This is a genomic window from Priestia sp. KCTC 13724 (assembly GCF_056820425.1).
In genome coordinates this window covers 1-22,194 of record NZ_JBXDLD010000021.1, presented here as the reverse complement: position 1 = coordinate 22,194, position 22,194 = coordinate 1, and the positions used below count along the sequence as shown (strand labels likewise).

The window sequence follows — 22,194 nt, the reverse complement described above, 5'->3', positions numbered from 1 at the left end:
TTCGTTTCCTTACCCTTGTAAAATTATATATAGCACATTGACGCGTAATAAATAGTGTTCAAATTATTTACTTTGAGATAAAATGATTTACAAATATAAATGTAACTTTTATAATTAAATTAACTTACAAAAAGTAACTAAATGGAATGTAAAGCATCCAAATTGGAAGGATGACATTAATTAGTTTAAAATAAGAATGTAATGTGATTGTCAGGAGGAACCAATATGTTAAATGAAAAAGTGATAGATGCACTAAAAGATAAAGTAAATGTCATTAATAATCAAGATCATTATATATACGTTGTAGGACCAATTCGTTTACCGGTTAACTTAGAAGGAGAAACTAAAATCTTTCAATGGTATTCTTGGTTACGTTCGGATGATGTGGAACAAGGAGAACTTAGCTTAGAAGAGCTAGTTGAACAGGTGAATTCTGCTAATTTAGCTGATTTACAGCAGTCTAGCGTACTTGTATATGGAGACTTTAAAGAAGCGGATCAAGCATTAATTCGCATGCACAGTATTTGTCATACAGGTGATATTTTTGGAAGCAAGCGTTGCGACTGCGGATTCCAGTTGAAACAATCCATGAAGATGATTACAGAAAACGGAGCGGGTGCCTTATTTTATTTAGCAAATCATGAAGGAAGAGGAATTGGCTTATTTAGTAAAGCGATGGCTTACGTGCTTCAAGAAAATGGGTTTGATACGGTTGAAGCGAACGAAGAGTTAGGGTTCGCTGATGATACTCGTCAATATAAAGAAGCAATCAGCGTGCTAAAGCAGATTCGTAGAAAGCCGGTTATTTTAATTACAAATAACCCAAAAAAGCTTACGGCATTAGAAGAGAACGGTGCTTCATTATCTGGCCGTATTCCACTTTGGGGAGACGTATCAGAGTTTAATGAAAAATATCTTCAAACAAAAGTGCAGCGCTCCGGTCACTTAGGTGAGGAGGTACTGGTTTGATTAGTCACGAATTTTACATGAACATTGCAATTCAAAATGCAAAGGCTACAAAAGGGCAAACGGACCCTAATCCACTTGTTGGATGCGTGATTGTAAATGATAACCGCATTGTAGGAATTGGTACGCATTTAAAAGCGGGGGGTCCTCATGCTGAAATTCATGCTTTAAATATGGCCGGTGAGTTAGCAAAGGGAAGCACGGCATATGTTACGTTAGAACCGTGTTCCCACCATGGTCGCACCGGTCCTTGCGCAGAAGCGCTTGTTCGAGCAGAAGTGTCAAAAGTCGTCATTGCTACGCTTGACCCAAACCCACTTGTGGCAGGACGAGGAGTAAGTATTTTAAAGAATGCGGGCATTGAAGTTGAAGTGGGGATATGTGAAGAAGCATCTCGTCAAATGAACGAGGTGTTTAATCACTTCATTACGGTAAAAAAGCCGTTTGTTATTTTAAAATCTGCCATTACGCTAGATGGCAAAATTGCAACGGCGTCTTCTCACAGCAAATGGATTACGTCAGAAGATGCTAGAAAAGATGTTCATCAACTTCGTCACGAAACAGGTGCAATTCTAGTCGGGGTTCAAACAGTTATTGAAGATAATCCATCATTAACAACTCGTCTTGAAGGTGGTCGCAATCCAATTCGCATCGTGTTGGATTCAAAGCTAAGAACGCCGCTGGACGCAAAAGTAGTGACGGATAAACAAGCGTCAACGTGGATTTTTACAACGAGTAATTATGATGATAGAAAAAGAAAATCTCTTGAAGAACAAGGTGTAAAAGTCTTTGTCACAAGCGGTGAAAAGCATGTGAACTTATCTCAAATGCTTGAAATAGTGGGTGAGCATTCGGTTTCTTCTCTTTTAATTGAAGGTGGAGGACAAGTGAACGCATCCTTTATTGAACAACAGCTAATTAATAAGCTCGAGCTTTACGTGGCACCAAAGATTGCTGGAGGTGAAGATGCTCCTACTTTTGTGGAAGGAAAGGGTGCTGAGAAAATGTCAGACGCACTAGAGTTTGAGCATGTTACCGTAACACGACTGGGCAGAGATTATAAATTTAGCGCGTATCCAATCTATGAATAAAAGCTGGCTCTTATAACCTGCATCTTAGCTGTTAGGCGTATTTTAACAGCAAGATGCAGGTTTTTTATGTATGGTTTCGACAGTCAGTAGCTTATTTTGTGAAATTTGCGAAACTTATATTGTGTTTTATCGTTTATTTTGATACAAGGACCTATAAACGTCTTGGAAAGCGGATTTTATGTCTTTAGATAAAGGAATTTGCTTAAGAAAAAGAGAAACACATACTATTGGTTGAAATTTTATATAAGGGTGAGGAATGAGATGAGAGAGTACAGAATTGGGCGTGTCATGAGAGAACTTCGAAAAATGGCGGAGCTAACTCAACAAGAATTAGCAAAAGATATTTGTACCCAAGCGCAGATTAGCAAAATTGAAAATGGTGAAGAGTATCCTTCTAGCATTACGCTGTATAAGCTATCAAAGCGTTTGGGCGTAGATGTAAACTATTTTTTTGATACAGTTGAGTCTCCCCGATTAGATTATGTGGATGCAGTAAAATCACTTATCCGTCAATATATTCGCCAAAGAGACTATGAGGCGATTGACCATATTATAAAGAAGGAAAAAGAAAGTCCATTGTTTCAACCAACGCTAAATAAGCAGTTTTTAACGTGGCATGAAGGAATTTGTACGTATTACTTGCATAAGCAAAAAGAGAAAGCATTCAGTCTTTTATACGAAGCGATTGACTATACCAAGCAGTCGAAGACGTTTTATAAAGAAAAAGAAATTGAGATTTTAAACAGCGTAGCTATCATTTATCATGAAGAAAAAGAATATGAAAATGCAGAAGAACTATATAGACAAGCGCTAAAGCATATAACGGCACTTCCACAAATTCGTCAAGAGATGCTGAAGGTTCGTATTTTATATGGATTATCGAAAACATTAGCTGATATGAAACAGTACGAAGAGTCGATTACCTACAGCAGTAGAGGGATCGATCTTTGCATAACCAATGAGTCCATGTATTTATTTGGTGAACTTCACTACCAAACTGGTGAAAACTTAATAAAGCTTGGAAGAGTTAAGCAAGGGAAAGAATACTTAGAGAAATCCGTCCGTATCTTCCAGTTACAAAGGAATGAAAAGTTCACGGAGTTAGTGAAAAGTGAAATTAATGAACTTTTCGTATAAAAAAACAAAAATATTCCTATTATTATAATTATTGAGAAAATAAAGCGAATTAGAAGAATATACCCGTTTAAACAGGTATATTCGCCCATATCATCAAATTCACGAAAAAAAATCTTATGCTACACTAACATTAATCACAATAAGGGGAGGAAATATCTATGAAAAAATTATTAGTAGGATTAACATTAGCATTTACATTGGTGGCAGGTGTAGCATCAGTTGGTGCAGTAACTCAGGAAAGTCAAGTAACAACTTTAGGGTTACCGAACCAACATTGATTATAACGATTTTCTCAATATCACAATAATAAGTCCGCTGTAGAGCTTTTTTCAGTAGACCCCCTCTATGAAATAAATGTATGAATTAAGCCCAACCTGTTCTTGGTTGGGCTTGTTTTTTGTTGTTCTCGTTAATTAAGGTGAAGTCTATAAAAGTTAAAATGAAATAACCGAAATGGCCATGACTATCATCATGGCCATTTCGGTTATTTCATTTTACGCATAATCACAAATTCATTTTCGTTTAACATCAAATCGTTTGATACGTGCTTATTTGTCCATAAATCAATGCTGTCAGCAAATGAGGTAGGAAATTTAACCTTTAATGAACGGTTTGTTGGATTAATGATAATGAGTAGCTCTTCATCACCAAGCGTTTTGCGATAGCTTACAAGAGACTCATTTATAGCATGGAACGAGAATTCTCCCTTGGAGAAAGCTGGGCTTTGTTGACGAAGTGAAATAAGCTTTTGAACAAAATGAAATAATTCAAGGTCCTGTTTGTTTTCATCCCATTCCATACACTTACGGCATAAGGGGTCATCTCCACCTGTCATGCCAATTTCGTCACCGTAATAAATACAAGGTGTTCCAGTGAAGGAAAGTTGGAACAAATAAAGCAGCTTTAAACGATTTGTATCTTCTTCACATACGGTTAAAATTCGCGCTGTATCGTGGCTACCTAACAGGTTAAAAGCAACCTCGTTTACGTGCTGCGGATAAGATTGCAACACGTGAACCAGTTCGTTTTGGAATTGCTCTACGGTAGTTTGTTTTTTTGCAAAAAAGTCAATCGCTGCGTTTGTAAAGCGGTAATTCATCACAGCATCAAATTGATCTCCCTGCAGCCAAGGCATTGCATCATGCCAAATTTCACCTAGGATATATGCGTCCGGTTTAATTGCTTTTACTCGGTTGCGGAACAATCGCCAAAAATGGTGATCTACTTCATTCGCTACATCTAATCTCCATCCGTCAATATCAAATTCTCGAATCCAATACTCTGCTACTTCTAGTAAATAATTTTGCACATCTTTATTTTCTGTATTTAACTTTGGCATGGTTGGCTCAAAGGAAAACGTACGATAAGATAGTTGGTTTCCTGGATTAAGCGGGAATTTGGCAATGTGAAACCAATCCTTGTATTTCGAGCTTTCACCGTATTTAATAACGTCTTGAAACGGTTCAAAATAGTAGCCGCTATGATTGAAGACGGCGTCAAGCATGATTTTAATATCGCGTTTGTGACATTCGTCTACAAGTCGCTTAAATGTCTCTTTATCTCCAAAATGTGGATCAATTTCAAAATAATCAATTGTATCGTATTTATGGTTGGTCATTGCTTTAAAAATAGGTGTGAAATAAATGCCGTTAATTCCTAGTTCAATAAGGTGATCGAGATGATTAATGACCCCTTCAAAATCGCCACCAAAAAAGCTGCTTTGAGTAGGTGTTTCTCCCCATGATAAGGTGTTCGTTGGGTTTAACTTTGGATTTCCATTCCCAAAACGCTCAGGAAAAATTTGATACCAAACCGTGTCTTTTACCCATGAAGGAGGGGAAAAAACATCTATTTTATTTAAAAATGGAAAAGCAAAATAGTAGTGACAATGGGTAGGAACATCTTCAAAAAATCCTCTTTCCGTATACGTTAAAGATTCTTTTCCATCGTTGCAAATAAATCCGTATCGTAAGCGAGCATGTGGAGGACGAATGATAGCCTGCCAATAATCGAACAAGTCATCAGAACCTACAAGCTTCATAGAACTTGTTGAATAAATCCATTCACCGTTTTCCCATATGTAAGGGTCACCATGAATAAGAGTCACATCTTGGAGATCTCCTTTTTGAGCCTGCAATCGGATATGTAGAGTTTCTTCATCGTACGCATACGCGAAATTATTTTTCGGTCGATGATAAATAGAAGAACGAAGCATTAGAAACATCCTTTCAAACTTAATTTATTAATTTACTTAATTAATATTGATTGAATCTTATATTATGAGTATTTTAATAATGTGTCAATAGAAAAACATAAGAGTTTTATTTTAAAAAAGATGGTGTAAGTGCTTGCAAGAATAGAAAACCGAATTATAATGATGAATCATAAAGAAATTAATTAAAATAATTAATTAATTGTTGAGTAGGGGGTTTTATTATGAAGATAAAGAAAATCATTGCAGCTTTACCTCATGATCAAATTGGTCAGCTAGCACTAGAAGGTGTCATTGCACCCGTGACAGTAGAGTCATCAATTGTATCGGCATTTACAGAACAATCAATCCGAGCAGAATCTTATGCTGGGAAACTTTACGGACTACCAAAAGCTATTGAAACGCCTATTTTTCCATATAATAAAGACCTTATGAAGAAGGCACCCAAAACGATGAATGAACTTTACGAAATTTCAAAATCTAATCAAAACGCAGGGCAATACGGTTTCTTGGCTCCATGGGATAATTTTTATTTTGCCAATGCTGTATTGAGCGGTATGGGAAGCTATGTGTTTAAACAAGAGAAGCAATCGCTAGATCCAACTGATATTGGACTACATAGTGATGGGGCGATAGATGGGGTCAGCTATATCTCAAAATGGTACAACGAAAACTTGTTTCCAAAAGCTATTATTGGTGAAAATGGTGGCTCTACCTTAGAAGCGCTTTTTCAGAAGGGAAAGTGGCGCTATTATTTCAATGCGTGCATGGTATAATAAAAAATACCAGTAAATACAAAGATGTAATAGGAGATAGAGAGATATGGTATTAAAAGGTCAAAATACAGCGCGAACAAAACAGTTAAATCAGTCATTGGTACTCAGAGTTTTGCTGCAAAACGGACCGATGTCGAGACAGAAAATTGCTGAGATTACACAGCTAACACCAGCAACAATTACTTATATTACAGCTGAATTGATCCAGGAAGGCTTTATCATTGAGCGCGGAGATGTTCAAGAAGGAACAAAGCGAGTAGGGCGAAAATCCATCGCGTTGGATTTACAAGGCGATGCTTATTGGGCAGTTGGAGTTCACATTAGTATGGAGACAATCCGAGTGGGGTTAGTAAACCTAAAAGGAGAGACGCGTAATATTCAAGTGGTTCCTGTTCCAGCAGATTTTAACCTGGAAGAGTATTTAGAGTTTGTGGCACGTAGAATTAGTGAGTATATTAATGCGCAAGAAGTAGACGTAGCGAGCATCGGGATCGGCTCATTGGGAGCAGTTGATTTGAAAGAAGGTAAGCTTTTAGGAAACGATATAATTGGTTGGCCTGATGTGCCCATTGTGCAATATCTAAAGCAGAAGTTAAAGCTTCCTATTTATTTTGATAATAACGTAAGTGCCTTAACTTTAGCAGAAAAGATGTTTGGACAAGGAAAGCAAGTTGCTGATTTTATGTGTTTGTACCTTGGATATCGTATCGGAGCAAGCTTAGTGTTGAAAAGCGAATTATATCGCAGTGGGTTAACAGGAGCAGGTGAGTTCGGCCATATGACATACCTGCCAGATGGAAAGCCATGTTGGTGCGGAAGCAGCGGCTGTCTCAATCAATATGCATCAGAGCAAGCCATTGTAGAAGAACTACAGGCACAAGATATCCAAGAAGTGCTACAGCGAGTAGCCAATCAAGAAGGTAAAGCTAGGCGCGTTGTTGAAAAAGCAGCTGAGCGAATAGCGGTCGTTCTGGCTTCGTTTGTGAATATGGTTCACCTTAAAAAAATTGTTGTGTCTGGTCCATTAACCCTTGCTGGCGTTGATCTAACGTCAATTATTAAACAGGAAGTGAATGAGCGATCTTTCTTAGCTCGTAAGGAGGAAGTAGAAGTTATTTCATCCGAACTTGGAGAATATGTCGAGATTATTGGTGCCGGTAGCTTAGCGTTATGGTATAGCGTGTATCAAAAACAAGTATAAAGGGTGTGAAAAGCGCTCTTTTCTTTTAAATATATTATTTAATTTAATGAATTAATATAAAGAGTGAATTAGTTTGAGTGAGCATTCAATTGTTGAAATTTCAAATTTTAAATCTATTCATTTGCAGAACGAACGTAATTTGTATGTTTATTTACCACCTAGCTATAAACAAGCACAAAATACCGCGTATCCTGTGCTCTATATGCATGATGGTCAAAATATTTTTCATCCAGCCTTCAACGGCCAATTATGGAACGTTCATCATGTGGTAAATAAACTTGTTGAGCAGGGGAAAATGCAAGAAATTATTATTGTTGGAATTGAAAATATGAAAGAAGAGCGAGCGAATGAATATAGTGTGCAAGTCCCTCCAACTCTTGCTTGCATTCAACCGAAAGGAGAATATCAAGTTGAGAATGAACGCATCGTTTCAATTGCGAAAGATGGAACGGTTATCCCTAAGTCTGTGGGCAAAACCGTTGTTCAGTTTCAGAGTGAAGGAATAGTAAGCTCAAAAGAAATTGAAATCGTAGATTACCTATCTGATAGAGGGCCCGTTTCCATTCAAGTGAACAGCAAAGATGCATTGTTAGATGCATTAAGGATTTACGCCGATTTACCTCTTAAGAAGGTGGATTCTCACCATTTCTATAATCGGTTTATACTACCTATTGATACTGGATTGGGTTTTCGTCTTTACTTAGATGATGGCAAAGGAGAAGTTGACGATTATGGTGCTCCGATTCATCATTGTATAATGATTACACATCCACTTCATAAAAAGTTCACGGTAAAAAGGTGGTTGTAAAAAGCAAGGGTCCGTTTGGATCCTTGCTTTTTATGTCCTATTAATTTGTTTTGCTATTTTGATCTTTGTTACGCTTATTTCCTTTTGAATTATCTCCGCTCGTAATTTCTTCGCCCATTTCAACCATTTGATGCTGAGTTTTTGGGTTGCTTTGATTTGCACTACCTTTATTGTTTTTCTTTGTCATAATCATCATTCTCCTTTTAAAAAGTTGGTAACGAATCTAAGTTGTTTGTTTTATCATGGTCAGGTACGCTGCGAATATATGTATCGCCGTCTTTTCCAATAAACGTCGTAACGTGTTCAATTTCACCGGAGGCGACACGCTTCATGGCTTCCTCGTAGTTCAGTATCTGACCACTTTGTGTTTTAAATTCAGTTAAGTTTCCTTTATCATCTTTGCGAACGGCAACAAATTGATCCATGTTTTTCACCTTCTTAGTTATGATTATGAAGAAACCTACACATTTTTATCATGGCTAAACTGTAGAGTTTTATTCCTTTTAAAAGGTAAAGAAGCTTTTGTCACGAATAACATAACAATAAATTAAAGTAGGAGGTACATACATGACAACATTTAACTGGCATCAGGAAGCACATTCACAGTGGAATCAAAAAGTTTCATTCTGGAATCAAAAAAGTGAAAATATGTGGAAAAACGGGAGTAGAAAAGGAGTTATCCCTTTAGTTCAACAGCATGTTAAGAAAGATGGTACCGTCATAGATATTGGATGTGGAGATGGGTACGGAACGAGGCTGTTAGCACAAGCGGGGTACAAAGCACTTGGAGTCGATTTATCAACAGAGATGGTTGAAAAAGCAAAAGAATTGCATGAGCACGTTGCGACATTTAAAGCAGCAGACGTTATGGATCTTCCTTTTGATGATGATTTAGCAGATGCTGTAGTCGTCATTAATGTCCTCGAATGGACAGAACAGCCGTTAGTAGCATTAAATGAAATCAAACGAGTGGTGAAGTCTGGAGGTCATGCATGTGTAGGAATATTAGGACCAACAGCACAACCAAGGACCAATAGCTATCGTCGTCTGTACGGAGAGAACGTCATTTGTAATACGATGATGCCGTGGGAGTTTCAACAGCTTGCTTTTGAAAATGGTTGGGAGATTATAGATGGTGAAGGTGTATATAAAAAAGGAGTAAACCAAGAAACACTTGTACCATTGTCTTCTGAGTTGAAGCAGTCATTAAGCTTTTTATGGTTGTTTATATTGAAAAAAATGTAAAAAACACATAAACCAAATGTAGCTCAACATACCAATGAAGTAAGACTGTCAGATTAAAGAGGGATGAACGTGGAGCAAAAAAGACATGAACTCACGAAAGAAAGTCGACCTCATTTCCCGTTGCTTCCTTTTTAGATGATAATGGAGATCCCGTTGCAGCACTACCTACACCCGCAGCAGATAATGTATATAACGTTTATATCAACGGAGTACTCCAACAAGCAGGATTAAGCGTTATTACTCCTGCGCAGATAACAATCAGTGCACCTGTACCCCTTGGTGTTCCAGTGGTATTAGAGCTTGATGATTTCGCAGACGTGACCTCAACGTCTACTTCCATCACAAACTTAGATGTTGATACAACCATTAGTACGTAAGGAATATGCAGTACATCAAAAAGGGAGTAACAAATGTTACTCCCTTTTTGATGTGTGTTCAACTATATAAAAGGAAAGAGTTAATCTCTGTATCTAATGCAAGCTTTTTTCTTTAAACTCGTGGATGACGTTCGTTATTAACAGAATATCTTTGTAAATCTCATCTCGAATGCTTGAATTTGAACAATTACGATAATCTGCCAGCAGCCGATTTAACTCATGATGAAATAGAAACGCTTCTTTTTTTGTAATCATTTAAAAAACTCCCTAACGTTTCAGTAAAGACTTCTGAGGTAGAATGAGGAGCTGATAAAACAGCTATACAGCTTATCATTAACAGATTCATTTAACATCATTCTGTTAAAAGTCTCTTTATATAGTATTTACTCTGTATTTACATAAATTAAACCTCGGGTTACGTTCCTTTTTTTAGAAAATAGTTGAAGTAGGTTTCTGTACGTGTCGCTATAAGCGAATGCAGCATAATTTAAATATAGGGCGGAGACAAGCGATATGAAAAAAATTTATCTTGATGCAGGACATGGTGGTCACGATTCAGGGGCCGTGTCAAGTGGGCTGCTTGAAAAAAATTTAGTATTAAAACTTCAGCAATACATGATTCAATTTTTTAATGATCAATATACGGGGTTTACCATTCGCACTACGCGTACAACGGATGTGTTTTTGTCACTAAGTGAAAGAGCAAGTCGGGCAAACGCATGGGGAGCAGACGCATTTATGTCTATTCACGTGAACGCTGGAGGTGGAACAGGATACGAAGATTATATTTATACGGGTCGAAGAGTTAGCTCTGTTTCGTTGCGAAATGCAGTACATGGTGAAGTAAAGAAAGTAATAGGCGGTTACAACCATCCAAACCGAGGGAAAAAAACAGCCTCTTATGCCGTGCTTCGTCGTACAAATATGCCGGCTGTTCTAACTGAAATTGCTTTTATTGACCGAGCTGCAGATGCGACTTTGCTTAAAAACGAATCGTTTTTACAGAATATAGCCTATGCCTATGCAAAAGGAATGGCAACTTTTTTAAGGTTGCCTGCAAAATCAGGGGCTACACCTACGCCAACACCAACACCAGTTTCAACGCGGCCAAAAGCACCTGCAAAACCACAGCCAACACCACCAAAGTCTTCAGCTCCGCCAGCTTCAACTTCGGGAGATACTGTTATTCGTACCATTCAACAAACGTTAAATTCTCGCTATAAAACAGGCATTGCTGTAGACGGCATTTATGGACCTAATACAAAAGCAGCGCTTATTAAAGGTCTACAGTCTGAGCTGAACACGCAGTTTAATGCTCGCTTAGCCGTAGATGGTATTTATGGGAGTAATACAAGGAATGCCGTTGTAAATATTGTACAAGGGGCTCGTGGAAATTTAACATGGATTGCACAAGCCGCTCTTTATATTTCTGGCCATAATCCAGGCACTATTGACGGCATTTTTGGCACCAACACGTTAAGTGCAGTAAAAGCATTTCAGCGTAGCAAAGGCCTTTCCGTAGATGGAATCATTGGTATAAATACGTGGCGTGCATTATTTTAAAGAAATAAGCGGACTCTAGAGAGAGTCCGCTTTGTTTGTGACCAGGTTCTTTCATTTCCACTCATAAGGCGTTTCTTGGTAAACATAATAGTTTAACCAGTTCATGAATAATAGATTTGCGTGCGAGCGCCACGTTTTGAGCGGAGCACGGGTTGGATCATCATTTGGAAAATAGTGCTCAGGCAACTTTGCATCCATTCCTTTTGTTTTGTCCCGCATAAACTCATCTTGTAGCGTCTGAACATCATATTCAGGATGACCTGTTACGAAAATGAACTTTTCATCCTTTGACATGACTAAGTAGACACCTGCTTCTTCTGAGTGTGATAGCAACGTTAGATCGGGGTGAGCTTTCACTTCATTTAAGTCCACATCTGTATTGCGTGAATGAGGGGAGAAAAAGAGATCATCAAACCCTCGCAGAAGCTTAATAGGCTCTTGAAGAGAAGTATGTGTGAACACACCTGTACATTTTTCGTCAAGCGGTCTTTTATCAATGTTAAAATGATGATATAACCCAGCTTGAGCTCCCCAACAGATATGCATCGTTGACGTAACGTTTGTCTTACACCAATCCATAATCTCAGTGAGCTCCGACCAGTAATTCACATCTTCAAATGGAATATGTTCAATTGGTGCACCGGTGATGATCATGCCATCAAACTTTTGGTGTTTAATTTGCTTAAAGGTTTTGTAAAACTGATCCAAATGATTTTTACTCGTTGTCTTCGCTTCATGGGTTGCTGGGTGCAGAAGCGTAATATGTACTTGTAACGGTGAGTTACCCAGCAGACGAAGCAGCTGTGTTTCAGTTTTTTCTTTTTCAGGCATTAAATTTAAAATCGCAATATTTAAAGGGCGAATTTCTTGATTAAATGCCCGTACATCATCCATGATAAAAATACGTTCTTTTTCTAAAATTTCTTTTGCTGGTAGATCACGCGGGATGTTAATAGGCAATAAAACTTCCTCCTGTTTTTTCGTAATATAACGTGCAATCAATCACTATATATAGTGAGCACACAGATTTTTTTATCTCTTGAATGGTTTTTTCAAAGACGATTTTCATTTCTATATACAATACACTATTATATGAATATACAGAATATTAATCAACTGAATTTTCGAAAAAGTAGAGTTTCTTATTCGTAATTTAAGCCAAAAATGATACAATATCAACAGTAAGTGCTAGGTAATACTTAGATAAGACTAATATACATAAATAAGGTTCTTTTAATGGTAAAAAGAGCGTGCATTCATTTGTATGAAAAAGGAGAAGGATAACATGACAACCAAGAAACAAGTGAAAAGTGATTTACAAATCGCTCAAGAAGCAAAGATGAAACCGATTAAGGATATTGCAGCTCAGCTAAGTGTTTTAGAAGAGGAGCTCGAGCCATACGGCCATTATAAAGGAAAGCTTTCATTGGACATTATGGAACGCTTAAAAGACCAGAAGGATGGCAAGGTTATTTTGGTGACGGCCATTAATCCGACCCCTGCGGGTGAAGGGAAGTCTACGGTAACTGTAGGACTGGCACAAGCCCTTCAACAGCTGAATGAAAAAGCAATTATCGCCATGCGTGAGCCTTCTTTAGGTCCAGTCATGGGAATTAAAGGAGGAGCAGCTGGAGGTGGCTATGCTCAGGTTGTCCCAATGGAGGACATCAACCTTCATTTTACGGGAGACCTTCATGCCATTACAACAGCAAACAATGCGCTATCAGCTATTATTGACAATCATATTCACCAAGGTAACGAGCTAGGAATTGATACGCGTAAAGTAACATGGAAGCGCGTCGTTGATTTAAATGATCGTGCACTTCGTCAAGTAGTAGTCGGGCTTGGTGGTCCAGTTCAAGGTGTACCAAGAGAAGATGGCTTCGATATTACAGTAGCATCAGAAATTATGGCCATTTTTTGTTTGGCAACAAGCGTTCAAGATTTGAAAAAACGATTAGCTCGCATTGTAGTTGGTTATACATATCAAAATGAGCCAGTAACGGTCGCTGATTTAAACTCGGAAGGAGCACTGACCCTTCTGTTAAAAGATGCGATTAAGCCTAATCTCGTCCAGACGTTAGAGCATACGCCAGCTCTTATTCATGGCGGTCCATTTGCTAATATTGCCCATGGGTGCAACAGCGTGATTGCAACGAAGATGGCGGCTAAATTAGGTGACTATGTTGTGACAGAAGCAGGATTTGGAGCTGATTTAGGAGCAGAAAAGTTCTTAAATATTAAAGCACGAATGGCAGATATTAAGCCTGAAGCCGTTGTGCTTGTTGCCACCGTCCGCGCATTGAAAATGCACGGAGGCGTTCCAAAAACTGAGTTAAGTAAGGAAAATATTGAAGCGCTACAAGAAGGCATGAAGAATTTAGAAAAGCATATTGAAACAATTCGCGCATTTGGAGTTCCGTGCGTCGTGGCAGTGAATCGTTTCGTTACGGATAGTACAGGAGAAATTGAAACGATTATGAGCTGGTGTGAAGAAAACAGCGTAAAAGTAGCCCTCACAGAAGTGTGGGAAAAAGGTGGAGCTGGCGGTATTGATTTAGCAAAAGAACTTCTCCAAATCATGAAAACAGAAGAGTCAAACTTTGCACCGATTTATGATTTATCAGCGACAGTTGAAGAAAAAGTAGAAACGATTGCAAAAGTAGTGTACGGAGCGAGTGGCGTAGATTTCTCTCCAAAAGCCCACAAGCAAATCGCCCAGTTTGAACAATACGGATGGTCGTACTTACCGATTTGTATGGCGAAAACACAGTATTCACTAAGTGATGATCAAGAACTATTAGGAAGACCTGAAAACTTCCGCATCACAATTCGTGAGTTTAAGCCATCGATCGGTGCGGGTTTTCTAGTTGCTTTAACAGGTTCAATTATGACGATGCCTGGCCTCCCGAAAAAACCAGCAGCGCTAAATATGGACGTCGACGAGAACGGACAAGCAGTAGGAATCTTTTAATAGGAAAAGGCGATGGGTGCATCGTCTTTTTCTTATTTTTTCCAAAGAGCGTATGTTATCATAGGAAATGGTTAGAACAAGTAAAGGATAAATTATTTTATTGTAAAGAAAGTAGTGGAACGATGTTTGATCCAATTGTATTTGATAATTTAAAAGTGGTTGTGGAAGGGGAAATATACGATTTAGATTTATCGGGGCAAGTATCGGTTGTAAATCGTGAAGACTTAATGGACTTAGCTCGGTTTACGAGGACGTATCGTATTTCATTTCAGCAGCATTCGTGCTGTACGGCAACCTTGGCTCTTTCAACGGATTTAGATAGCATCCATGCTGAGTTAACTCTGTCTCGTCAGGAAAAGCCAGGCTGTACGGTATTTATTGCTTTTTATATTAAGCAAGCCGTTGCTTATACGATTGAAGACTGCAATGAAATTCGCACGCTGTGTGAAAGAGTTTGGGGAGAGAATCGAGTAATTGAACAACGAGTGATTCATGAAGTTGACACTGACGAATATGAAAATGAAGTAAAAATGATGTTTAACCGCTTTGTTTATGAAGACCAAGTGGCCGATTTAATTGAGATGATTGACTATATGCTCCAAACAATGGACCAGTTGAAAAATTATTGTGAACAGCAAGCACATGATAAGCGCTTATAAATTGTTGAAACGACATCTCATACATTACAATAAAGGTATGAACGATACTTTACTAAATGGAGGTCGAATGTATGTCAGTTTATAAGTATTCTGCAAAAACGATTAAAGGTGAACAAGTGTCGCTCTTCACCAAAAGATATAAAGAAAGACATTGAAGAATTAATATAAGGCAAAGCAGGTGAGTGTAGTGTTCATCTGCTTTTTTGTTACTCAAACACCCTGAGCTTCTTTGTGGTAAAATGAATTGAATAAATGCGTTTCATAAGGAGGCTAAGATGAAGCGAACGATAAAAGAAGCAGAAGCATTTGTGAAAGAGAAGCTCGCACATGACACTACGGGCCACGACTGGCAGCATATTAATCGCGTGCGCAATTTAGCTATGATTCTATGTGAAAAAGAAGGTGGAAATAAACAGGTAGTCGAACTGGCTGCTTTATTTCATGATGTTGTAGATGATAAACTAGTGGTTGATGTTAATAAAGCTTACAAAGAAGTAGAAGAGTGGCTGATTGTTCACGGGATTAGCGAAAAGGATTGTCATCATATTATACATATTTTAAAAACAGTGTCTTTTAAAGGTGGAAACCGTCCGGACATGACGACGTTAGAAGGAGAAATTGTGCAAGATGCGGATCGCTTGGATGCAATTGGAGCAGTGGGTATCGCGCGAACATTTATGTATGCAGGAGCCAAAGGAACACCTTTATACAATCCTTCAATTGAGATTCGAGACGTGATGTCGGAACAAGAATATCGAAATGGAAAGTCAACGGCTGTTGCCCATTTTTATGAAAAGCTACTGAAGTTGTACGAAGGAATGAATACATACACAGCTAAAGCAATTGCAAAGGAACGTCATGACTATATGCTTGGTTTTTTAGCACAATTTAAGAAAGAGTGGAATTATAACAATGAAAATGATTACGATTGAAGAATTAACAAAAACGTATGGGGAAAAGAACTTATTTAATCATTTAACCTTTACCATTACTGAAAATGAACGAATTGGCTTAATTGGTGTCAACGGTACAGGAAAGTCAACGTTGCTAAAAATTATTGCAGGACTGGAAATAGCCGATGGTGGCGAAGTCATGCACGCGAAGGATTACCGCATTACGTATATGCCTCAACACCCGGATTTTAATCCTGAACTTACGGTGCTAGAGCAGGTCTTCAGCGGTGATACGCCGCTTCTTCAGTTATTAAAGCAATATGAGCTTGCGCTGTACGAGCTCCAGCAAGATGCTTCGAGTGAAAAAGCGCAGCAGAATTTATATGATCTTCAGCAAAAGATGGATGCAATGAACGCATGGGAAGCGAACTCTAGTGCCCAAGCCGTTCTAACGAAGCTTGGTATTACCAATATGCAAGAGAAAATTGGGGCATTATCTGGTGGTCAGAAAAAACGTGTTTCCATTGCTCAAAGCTTAATTCAAACGCCGGATCTTTTAATTTTAGATGAACCGACAAACCACTTGGACTATGAAACGGTAAAATGGCTAGAAGAATATTTAGCGAAGTATCAAGGTGCCGTTTTACTCGTAACGCATGATCGTTACTTCTTAGACGCCGTTACGAATCGCATCTTTGAATTAGATGGTGGTAATTTATACAGCTACAAAGGAAATTATGGAGCGTTTTTGGAAGGGAAAGCACTTCGTGAAGAGCAAGAAAAAGCAACGCAATCCAAGTTAAGTAATTTATACCGTAATGAATTAGCTTGGATTCGACGTGGTGCCAAGGCGCGAACAACGAAGCAAAAGGCGCGCATTCAACGATTTGAAGAACTTGAAGGAAAAGTAGGAAGTACTGAAAAAGAGGGACTGGATATAAGTTTAACAGGCAGTCGTTTAGGGAAAAAAGTTGTTGAACTAAAAGAAGTGTCAAAAGCATTTGAAGGTAAGATGATCTTGAACGATTTCACTCACATTGTGAAAAAAGGAGATCGGATTGGGATTGTCGGTAAAAATGGAAGCGGGAAGTCAACGCTTTTAAACATGCTTGCTGGTCGTATTGGACCTGATAGCGGAGAGGTTGATCGTGGGCAAACTGTTAAAATTGCGTACTATACGCAAGAAAGTGACGATATGGACTTAAATAAACGAATGCTAGATTATATCAAAGAGTCAGCTGAAATCGTCCAAACGACGGATGGAAAAGTAATTTCAGCTTCGCAAATGCTTGAACGTTTTTTATTTCCTTCTCATACACACGGAACGCCTATTCGAAAGCTTTCAGGTGGAGAACGTCGTCGCCTTTATTTATTGAAGCTTTTAATGACCTCACCGAACGTGTTGCTGTTAGATGAGCCAACCAATGATTTAGATACACAAACGTTAACGGTTCTAGAAGACTATCTAGAGGAATTTCCAGGCGTTGTTATTACTGTTTCACATGATCGCTATTTCTTAGATAAAGTCGCTGACTACTTGTTGGTCTTTGAAGGAGACGGCGTCATTTCAACCTATTACGGTGCTTATACGGATCAGCTGGAAGAAGCAAGACGTCAAAAGCAAAAACAAGTGCAAGAGACCAAAGTGAAAGAAGAAAAGCCTAGAGTACAAGAAAAGCAGAAAAAGCGTCGCTTATCATATAAAGAGCAAAAAGAATGGGATGAAATTGAAGATAAAATTGCAGCCAAAGAAGAGGAGATTGAACGCTTAACAGCTGAAATTGAACGAGCTGGAAGTGATTACTCCAAAGCCCATACCTTATCGATGGAACAAGAGCAAGCAAACGATGATTTAAATGAGCTGCTAGAACGCTGGACGGAGCTTTCGGAACTAATTGAAGAAATTGAAAATGCGTAAAAAAGCAGGTGATTAGACCCTCTGTTTTTGAGCATGTTACAATGTAAAAAAATGAAATTGAGGAGTATGAGTGTATGAAGATTAAATCTATTGAACCCACACCAAGTCCGAATACAATGAAGATCAATTTAAATGAAGTGTTGCCTGGAGGAAAAAGCAACAACTACCATAAAGATAATAGTCATGAAGCCCCAGCGGTTATTCAAGAAATCATGAAGGTTGAAGGCGTAAAAGGCGTATATCACGTCGCTGATTTTTTGGCAGTTGAGCGTAATGCAAAATATGATTGGAAACAAATTTTACCTCAGGTTCGCGCAGCTTTTGGAGAAGACATACAGGATGAGACTGAAAACCAGCAGATTAATGAGCACTACGGGGAAGTGAGCGTAGCTGTTCAACTGTTTAAAAATGTCCCTATGCAAGTAAAGTTAACGGATGGAACAGAAGAGAAGCGATTTGGGCTTCCAAATCGTTTTGCAAAAGCGGTTGCTGAAGTTCAGCAATTTGCATCAAACGTTGTATTGGAGCGTAAATGGAAAGAGCAAGGAGTTCGCTACGGTGAACTAGAAGCAATTGGAGAAGATGTTGTAGAGGAATTATCAGCAGCTTATCCTGAGGAGCGTTTGAATCGACTTGTCCAACTTGCAAAGCAAGAGGAAAGTGGAGAGCAAGTTGTAAAGCCACGCGAAGCATATAAAGTAACAGAAGAAATGTTAGATGAGGAAGATTGGACAGTTCGTTATGCTCATTTAGAGCAAATGAATCCAACAGAAGAGGATTTACCCGTTTTGAACAAAGCGCTTGATGATGAAAAAGCATCCATCCGCCGCTTAGCAACGGTCTATCTTGGAATGATTGAATCGAAAGAAGTCCTTCCATTCTTATATAAAGCTTTAAAAGATAAATCTGTAACGGTTCGTCGTACTGCAGGAGACTGTATGTCAGATTTAGGGTTTGAAGAAGGGATTGCGGCGATGTGTGAAGCGCTACAAGATAAAAGTAAGCTTGTGCGCTGGAGAGCAGCAATGTTTTTATACGAAGTAGGAGACGAAACAGCTTTGTCAGCCTTAAAAGCAGCGGAAAACGATCCAGAGTTTGAGGTTGATTTACAAATTAAACTAGCAATTGAACGAATTGCAGGCGGAGAAGAAGCAAAAGGATCCGTTTGGAAACAAATGACGGAAAGTCGTAAAGGGTAAGAGAAAAAAGGGCATTCAGATGAATGCTCTTTTTTTATGTGTGAAAAGGAAACTGCAATGGTTTCATTGTATTATTAATCGTCATAGATTGATAATGATTAGAATGTAAATAGGTTAATATAGTTGGCAAAGACTGTGCCGTAAAAGGCTTATCGTGAAATAAGATAACCGGTGTTTGTTCGCTTGCATTCACGTGTTCAATGTGTGGCTCAATGGATTGAATGATTTTTGGCGCAGAGCGTAGCGCCCAATCCTCACTGTCAATATTCCAGTCCCACAGCTGGTAACGAGAAGTCAGCTGTGTTCTATGCGGTTCCTTTAAGTACGGCACGCTACCAAAAGGTACGCGGATGAGCTTGCTATCAACGCCAGTCACGTCCTTAAGAGCTTTTAAGCACGTTGTCATTTCGTTTAAAGCAGCGCCATCTTGCCCGTACATCTGATGAATATCATGTGAAACTCCATGACATCCGACGCTATGCCCTTCAGCAACAATGCGCTTAGCGATGTCAGGATATCGGTCAATTTGATTCTTTAATAAAAAGAACGTTGCTTTGACGTTGTAGTCTCTTAGAGTATCTAAGATTTTTGGAGTATCATTGTTAGGTCCGTCATCAAACGTAATAAAAATTGGTTTAGTAAGCGGTTCGTTGCGATCGTTTAGCGTATTTGCTAAATACGCGCTGTGATGTAATGTGTTTAACGTCTTGCCTGCATAGTTTACACCGTTTTCTTTTTGTGGCATTGGTGTGTAAGCCAAGGGTTCTTTTGCTGCTGCACTCATTGTTTGTGCATTCGTATACTTGCCAATTGCCACCAATAAAAGAAAAATGAGTAGTACTAAGCTAATTCCAATGTAAAATTGTTTTGATTTCTGTAAAGCCGGTTTCAATTGAAAAAAATCCTTTCTATGTATAAACTTCTACCTATAACTATAGTATAAAAAATGGAAGAATAATAGTAAAATACGGCAAAAATTGAACGAATTTTAGTAATTGCTGTTTCTTCTCAATTTATGTGGTACTGAACCGAGCTCTAGCTAGATTTTTCCTGGCATTTGTAGTATGATGTGTGGATGAATCATTGTAAGGAGGAAGATTACGATGTCAATGGCATATGAAGAATATATGCGTCAGCTTGTTAAGCCGATGCGTGAAGAGTTAACTCGTGCTGGGTATAAAGAGCTTACAACAGAAGAAGCGGTAACAGAATTTATGGAAAATGCAGAGGGTACAACGTTTGTTGTTGTGAATTCCGTATGCGGATGCGCTGCTGGGTTAGCTCGCCCTGCGGCAACACAAGCATTTTTACATGCTGAAAATAAACCGAATCAAGCGGTTACTGTATTTGCTGGCCAAGACAAAGAAGCAACAGCAAAGATGAGAGAATATTTTGGTGATATTGAACCATCTTCTCCATCAATGGCTCTATTAAAAGGAAAAGAAGTTGTTCACTTCATTCCACGTCACGAAATTGAAGGTCAATCATTAGAAGCCATTTTTGAAAATGTTTTAGACGGTTTTAACAAGCACTGCTAATTTATAGCGTGCTACGAAGTAGGTGAATAATGTAAGACGCGAAAAGGATGTCTTCAGGCATCCTTTTTCTTCTGCGTAAATAATGTAGCTTAGGTGGAAAGGAGTAAAATCAATGATTGTAACGACAGCTGGGAGAACGGATGAAAGGATGATTAGATTTGCTAAAAGCGTAGCAAATGATTTGCACATTCCATACGTTGCTCGAGCAAAAACATCTGTGAAAATGTTGCAGAAAAAAGAAAAATCAGATCTTTTAGTTGTTGGAAAAGAGAGAATGGAACTACATATCCAAGAAGCAGAAGAACCATTTTTCTTTCATCCAAACTCAGCGATGTTTCGGGCAAAGCGGTTATTAAAAGGTGAACAAGACCCGTTTATTCAAGCCGCAAAATTAACAACTGGTATGAGCGTATTAGACTGCACGCTAGGACTTGCTTCCGATAGTATTATTGCCAGCCTTGCCGTCGGAGAAAGAGGGCTAGTAAAGGGATTAGAAGGAAATCGTTTTATGGCGTATTTATTAAAGCAAGGCTTAAAAACGTGGAAAAGTGGTATTCGTGAAATAGATGAAGCGATGAACAGAATCTCTGTCATGCACCAAACATTCGAAACATATCTTCATTGCTGTGAAGATAATTCATTTGATATTGTCTATTTTGATCCCATGTTTGAAGCAAACCTTGCTGACTCTAACGGAATTCAAGGGTTAAAGCAACTTGCTTTATACACACCGCTAACGGAGCAAGTTATGACGCAGGCAAAGCGAGTTGCAAGGAAGCGTGTTGTGCTTAAAGATCATTACAAAAGCACGCGTTTTCATGAGCATCAATTTCATGTGTATAAGCGTAAAACCGCCGCTTTTCATTACGGTGTTATTGAGATAAAGGAAGGTAGATAAAATAAAAATATGGTTTGTATTCACTATAAAAGAGGTAGAGGGAAACTAAAAGCAGTATAAAAAAATTTTTAAACTATATTTTTTCACTAGTGTCGCATTAAAATAATTCAACGCTTTATAAGAATCTAAATTTTCAGTAATTTTATCTTTGCATAAAAAAAGCCTTTATAATGGTTGGGCGGTACTAAACCATCCAAATCCAAAATAAAGAACAATAAACATGGATAAGTTTACACGAAAAACATCATTTGAACAATGGTTTTCACCGATTTTCTCCACAAAACTCGAGGAATTGGTTGAAAGCTATCAATTAAATTACTATACAAAGAAGCTACACATTGCGTCATTCTTGAAATTGTTCGTATTTGCTCAGCTCAATGAAACCGAGAGTCTGCGTGCAGTCAGTGAGACATTATTTTCTGACGACCTTCAAAAAGCGACGCATTTAGAAGCGATTAGCTTTTCGCAGCTCGGACCACATTATGAGCAGCGCCGAGAAACGACAACACCACTGAAAATTATCGACTCAAGTACGTTGCCATTGAACTTGAAAAACCATAAGTGGGCTGAATTCCGTAAAACAAAATCAGGCATTAAGCTTCATTTACGTCTTGTTTACGCAGAAAAAGGCTGTTCATACCCGGATAAAGCGGTGTTAACGAATGCGATTGAACATGATCGTGGTCAGCTGGAAGTACTCGTTGACGACAAAGAATGCATGTACGTCTTTGACCGGGGT

The 22,194-nt window shown here is 38.5% G+C and carries 22 protein-coding genes and 1 pseudogene; 17 read left to right on the top strand and 6 right to left on the bottom strand.

Annotation, left to right across the window (positions count from 1 at the left end):
• Positions 1 to 225 precede the first annotated feature (225 nt).
• The 3 genes from AC1UFB_RS03750 to AC1UFB_RS03740 all read left to right on the top strand — a co-directional run bounded on the left by AC1UFB_RS03750 (position 226) and on the right by AC1UFB_RS03740 (position 3,194).
• Positions 226 to 969 (top strand): GTP cyclohydrolase II, encoded by a 744-nt coding sequence (locus AC1UFB_RS03750; protein ID WP_025907674.1) that lies wholly within the window; start codon positions 226 to 228, stop codon positions 967 to 969.
• The gene (gene ribD, locus AC1UFB_RS03745; RefSeq protein WP_328101531.1) at positions 966 to 2,057 is read left to right on the top strand and encodes a bifunctional diaminohydroxyphosphoribosylaminopyrimidine deaminase/5-amino-6-(5-phosphoribosylamino)uracil reductase RibD; all 1,092 of its coding nucleotides are present in this window, start codon (positions 966 to 968) and stop codon (positions 2,055 to 2,057) included. Before AC1UFB_RS03750 ends, ribD begins: the two co-directional genes overlap by 4 nt.
• A 261-nt stretch (positions 2,058 to 2,318) precedes the next feature.
• Positions 2,319 to 3,194 carry a helix-turn-helix domain-containing protein gene (locus tag AC1UFB_RS03740; protein ID WP_076513895.1) on the top strand — a complete coding sequence of 292 codons (876 nt, stop codon included), beginning with the start codon at positions 2,319 to 2,321 and terminating at the stop codon, positions 3,192 to 3,194.
• Positions 3,195 to 3,678: 484 nt separating this feature from the next.
• Here the strand turns inward: AC1UFB_RS03740 and AC1UFB_RS03735 are convergent, their stop codons facing one another.
• Complete coding sequence (locus AC1UFB_RS03735; RefSeq protein WP_061785048.1) at positions 3,679 to 5,409, bottom strand: glycoside hydrolase family 13 protein; 1,731 nt, start codon at positions 5,407 to 5,409, stop codon at positions 3,679 to 3,681.
• A 221-nt stretch (positions 5,410 to 5,630) separates the two neighbouring features.
• On the opposite strand from AC1UFB_RS03735, the gene AC1UFB_RS03730 reads away from it, so the two are divergent.
• From AC1UFB_RS03730 to AC1UFB_RS03720, 3 genes are all read left to right on the top strand, one after another.
• Positions 5,631 to 6,182: an extracellular solute-binding protein gene (locus AC1UFB_RS03730; protein WP_100347595.1), complete on the top strand. Its 552-nt coding sequence runs from the start codon at positions 5,631 to 5,633 to the stop codon at positions 6,180 to 6,182.
• A 46-nt stretch (positions 6,183 to 6,228) separates the two neighbouring features.
• Positions 6,229 to 7,383 carry an ROK family transcriptional regulator gene (locus AC1UFB_RS03725; protein WP_025907679.1) on the top strand — a complete coding sequence of 385 codons (1,155 nt, stop codon included), beginning with the start codon at positions 6,229 to 6,231 and terminating at the stop codon, positions 7,381 to 7,383.
• 73 nt (positions 7,384 to 7,456) lie between these two features.
• Positions 7,457 to 8,191 (top strand): alpha/beta hydrolase-fold protein, encoded by a 735-nt coding sequence (locus tag AC1UFB_RS03720; RefSeq protein WP_328100934.1) that lies wholly within the window; start codon positions 7,457 to 7,459, stop codon positions 8,189 to 8,191.
• 40 nt (positions 8,192 to 8,231) lie between these two features.
• Here AC1UFB_RS03720 and AC1UFB_RS03715 read toward each other — a convergent pair whose 3' ends face one another.
• Positions 8,232 to 8,378, bottom strand: coding sequence for a hypothetical protein (locus AC1UFB_RS03715; protein ID WP_167556148.1), 147 nt, complete (start codon positions 8,376 to 8,378; stop codon positions 8,232 to 8,234).
• Positions 8,379 to 8,394: 16 nt separating this feature from the next.
• Positions 8,395 to 8,616, bottom strand: a complete 222-nt coding sequence (locus tag AC1UFB_RS03710) for a DUF3892 domain-containing protein (protein WP_061785045.1) — start codon at positions 8,614 to 8,616, stop codon at positions 8,395 to 8,397.
• Between the two features lie 142 nt (positions 8,617 to 8,758).
• Between AC1UFB_RS03710 and AC1UFB_RS03705 the strand changes: the two genes are divergently transcribed.
• Entirely contained in the window at positions 8,759 to 9,436 is a 678-nt protein-coding gene (locus tag AC1UFB_RS03705) for a class I SAM-dependent methyltransferase (protein ID WP_061785044.1), read from the top strand.
• A gap of 131 nt (positions 9,437 to 9,567) precedes the next feature.
• Positions 9,568 to 9,813, top strand: a pseudogene (locus tag AC1UFB_RS03700) (DUF4183 domain-containing protein); the annotation flags it as partial.
• Positions 9,814 to 9,906: 93 nt separating this feature from the next.
• Here AC1UFB_RS03700 and AC1UFB_RS03695 read toward each other — a convergent pair.
• Positions 9,907 to 10,068, bottom strand: coding sequence for a hypothetical protein (locus tag AC1UFB_RS03695; RefSeq protein ID WP_169799841.1), 162 nt, complete (start codon positions 10,066 to 10,068; stop codon positions 9,907 to 9,909).
• A gap of 258 nt (positions 10,069 to 10,326) precedes the next feature.
• On the opposite strand from AC1UFB_RS03695, the gene AC1UFB_RS03690 reads away from it, so the two are divergent.
• A complete protein-coding gene (locus tag AC1UFB_RS03690; protein WP_157803585.1) occupies positions 10,327 to 11,376 on the top strand; it encodes an N-acetylmuramoyl-L-alanine amidase in 1,050 nt (349 codons plus the stop codon).
• A 51-nt stretch (positions 11,377 to 11,427) separates the two neighbouring features.
• Here the strand turns inward: AC1UFB_RS03690 and metA are convergent, their stop codons facing one another.
• A complete protein-coding gene (gene metA / locus AC1UFB_RS03685) occupies positions 11,428 to 12,336 on the bottom strand; it encodes a homoserine O-acetyltransferase MetA (protein WP_100347597.1) in 909 nt (302 codons plus the stop codon).
• A 325-nt stretch (positions 12,337 to 12,661) separates the two neighbouring features.
• Here metA and AC1UFB_RS03680 point away from each other — a divergent pair, with 325 nt between their 5' ends.
• The 5 genes from AC1UFB_RS03680 (at position 12,662) to AC1UFB_RS03660 (ending at position 19,019) form a co-directional block, all read left to right on the top strand.
• Complete coding sequence (locus AC1UFB_RS03680) at positions 12,662 to 14,350, top strand: formate--tetrahydrofolate ligase (protein ID WP_062687392.1); 1,689 nt, start codon at positions 12,662 to 12,664, stop codon at positions 14,348 to 14,350.
• A 122-nt stretch (positions 14,351 to 14,472) separates the two neighbouring features.
• Entirely contained in the window at positions 14,473 to 15,009 is a 537-nt protein-coding gene (locus tag AC1UFB_RS03675; protein WP_482588555.1) for a hypothetical protein, read from the top strand.
• A gap of 275 nt (positions 15,010 to 15,284) precedes the next feature.
• Positions 15,285 to 15,941 (top strand): HD domain-containing protein, encoded by a 657-nt coding sequence (locus tag AC1UFB_RS03670; protein WP_138117138.1) that lies wholly within the window; start codon positions 15,285 to 15,287, stop codon positions 15,939 to 15,941.
• A complete protein-coding gene (locus tag AC1UFB_RS03665; protein ID WP_100347599.1) occupies positions 15,922 to 17,820 on the top strand; it encodes an ABC-F family ATP-binding cassette domain-containing protein in 1,899 nt (632 codons plus the stop codon). Before AC1UFB_RS03670 ends, AC1UFB_RS03665 begins: the two co-directional genes overlap by 20 nt.
• Positions 17,821 to 17,894: 74 nt before the next feature.
• Positions 17,895 to 19,019, top strand: a complete 1,125-nt coding sequence (locus AC1UFB_RS03660; RefSeq protein ID WP_100347600.1) for a conserved virulence factor C family protein — start codon at positions 17,895 to 17,897, stop codon at positions 19,017 to 19,019.
• A 34-nt stretch (positions 19,020 to 19,053) separates the two neighbouring features.
• Here the strand turns inward: AC1UFB_RS03660 and AC1UFB_RS03655 are convergent, their stop codons facing one another.
• The gene (locus AC1UFB_RS03655) at positions 19,054 to 19,911 is read right to left on the bottom strand and encodes a polysaccharide deacetylase family protein (RefSeq protein WP_035319866.1); all 858 of its coding nucleotides are present in this window, start codon (positions 19,909 to 19,911) and stop codon (positions 19,054 to 19,056) included.
• A gap of 211 nt (positions 19,912 to 20,122) precedes the next feature.
• Between AC1UFB_RS03655 and AC1UFB_RS03650 the strand changes: the two genes are divergently transcribed.
• From AC1UFB_RS03650 to AC1UFB_RS03640, 3 genes are all read left to right on the top strand, one after another.
• Entirely contained in the window at positions 20,123 to 20,557 is a 435-nt protein-coding gene (locus tag AC1UFB_RS03650; protein WP_061785039.1) for a BrxA/BrxB family bacilliredoxin, read from the top strand.
• Positions 20,558 to 20,669: 112 nt separating this feature from the next.
• The gene (locus tag AC1UFB_RS03645) at positions 20,670 to 21,455 is read left to right on the top strand and encodes a class I SAM-dependent methyltransferase (RefSeq protein ID WP_328101849.1); all 786 of its coding nucleotides are present in this window, start codon (positions 20,670 to 20,672) and stop codon (positions 21,453 to 21,455) included.
• Between the two features lie 220 nt (positions 21,456 to 21,675).
• Positions 21,676 to 22,194, top strand: a 519-nt coding sequence (locus AC1UFB_RS03640) for a DUF4372 domain-containing protein (RefSeq protein ID WP_482588552.1), incomplete at its 3' end; no start/stop codon positions are given.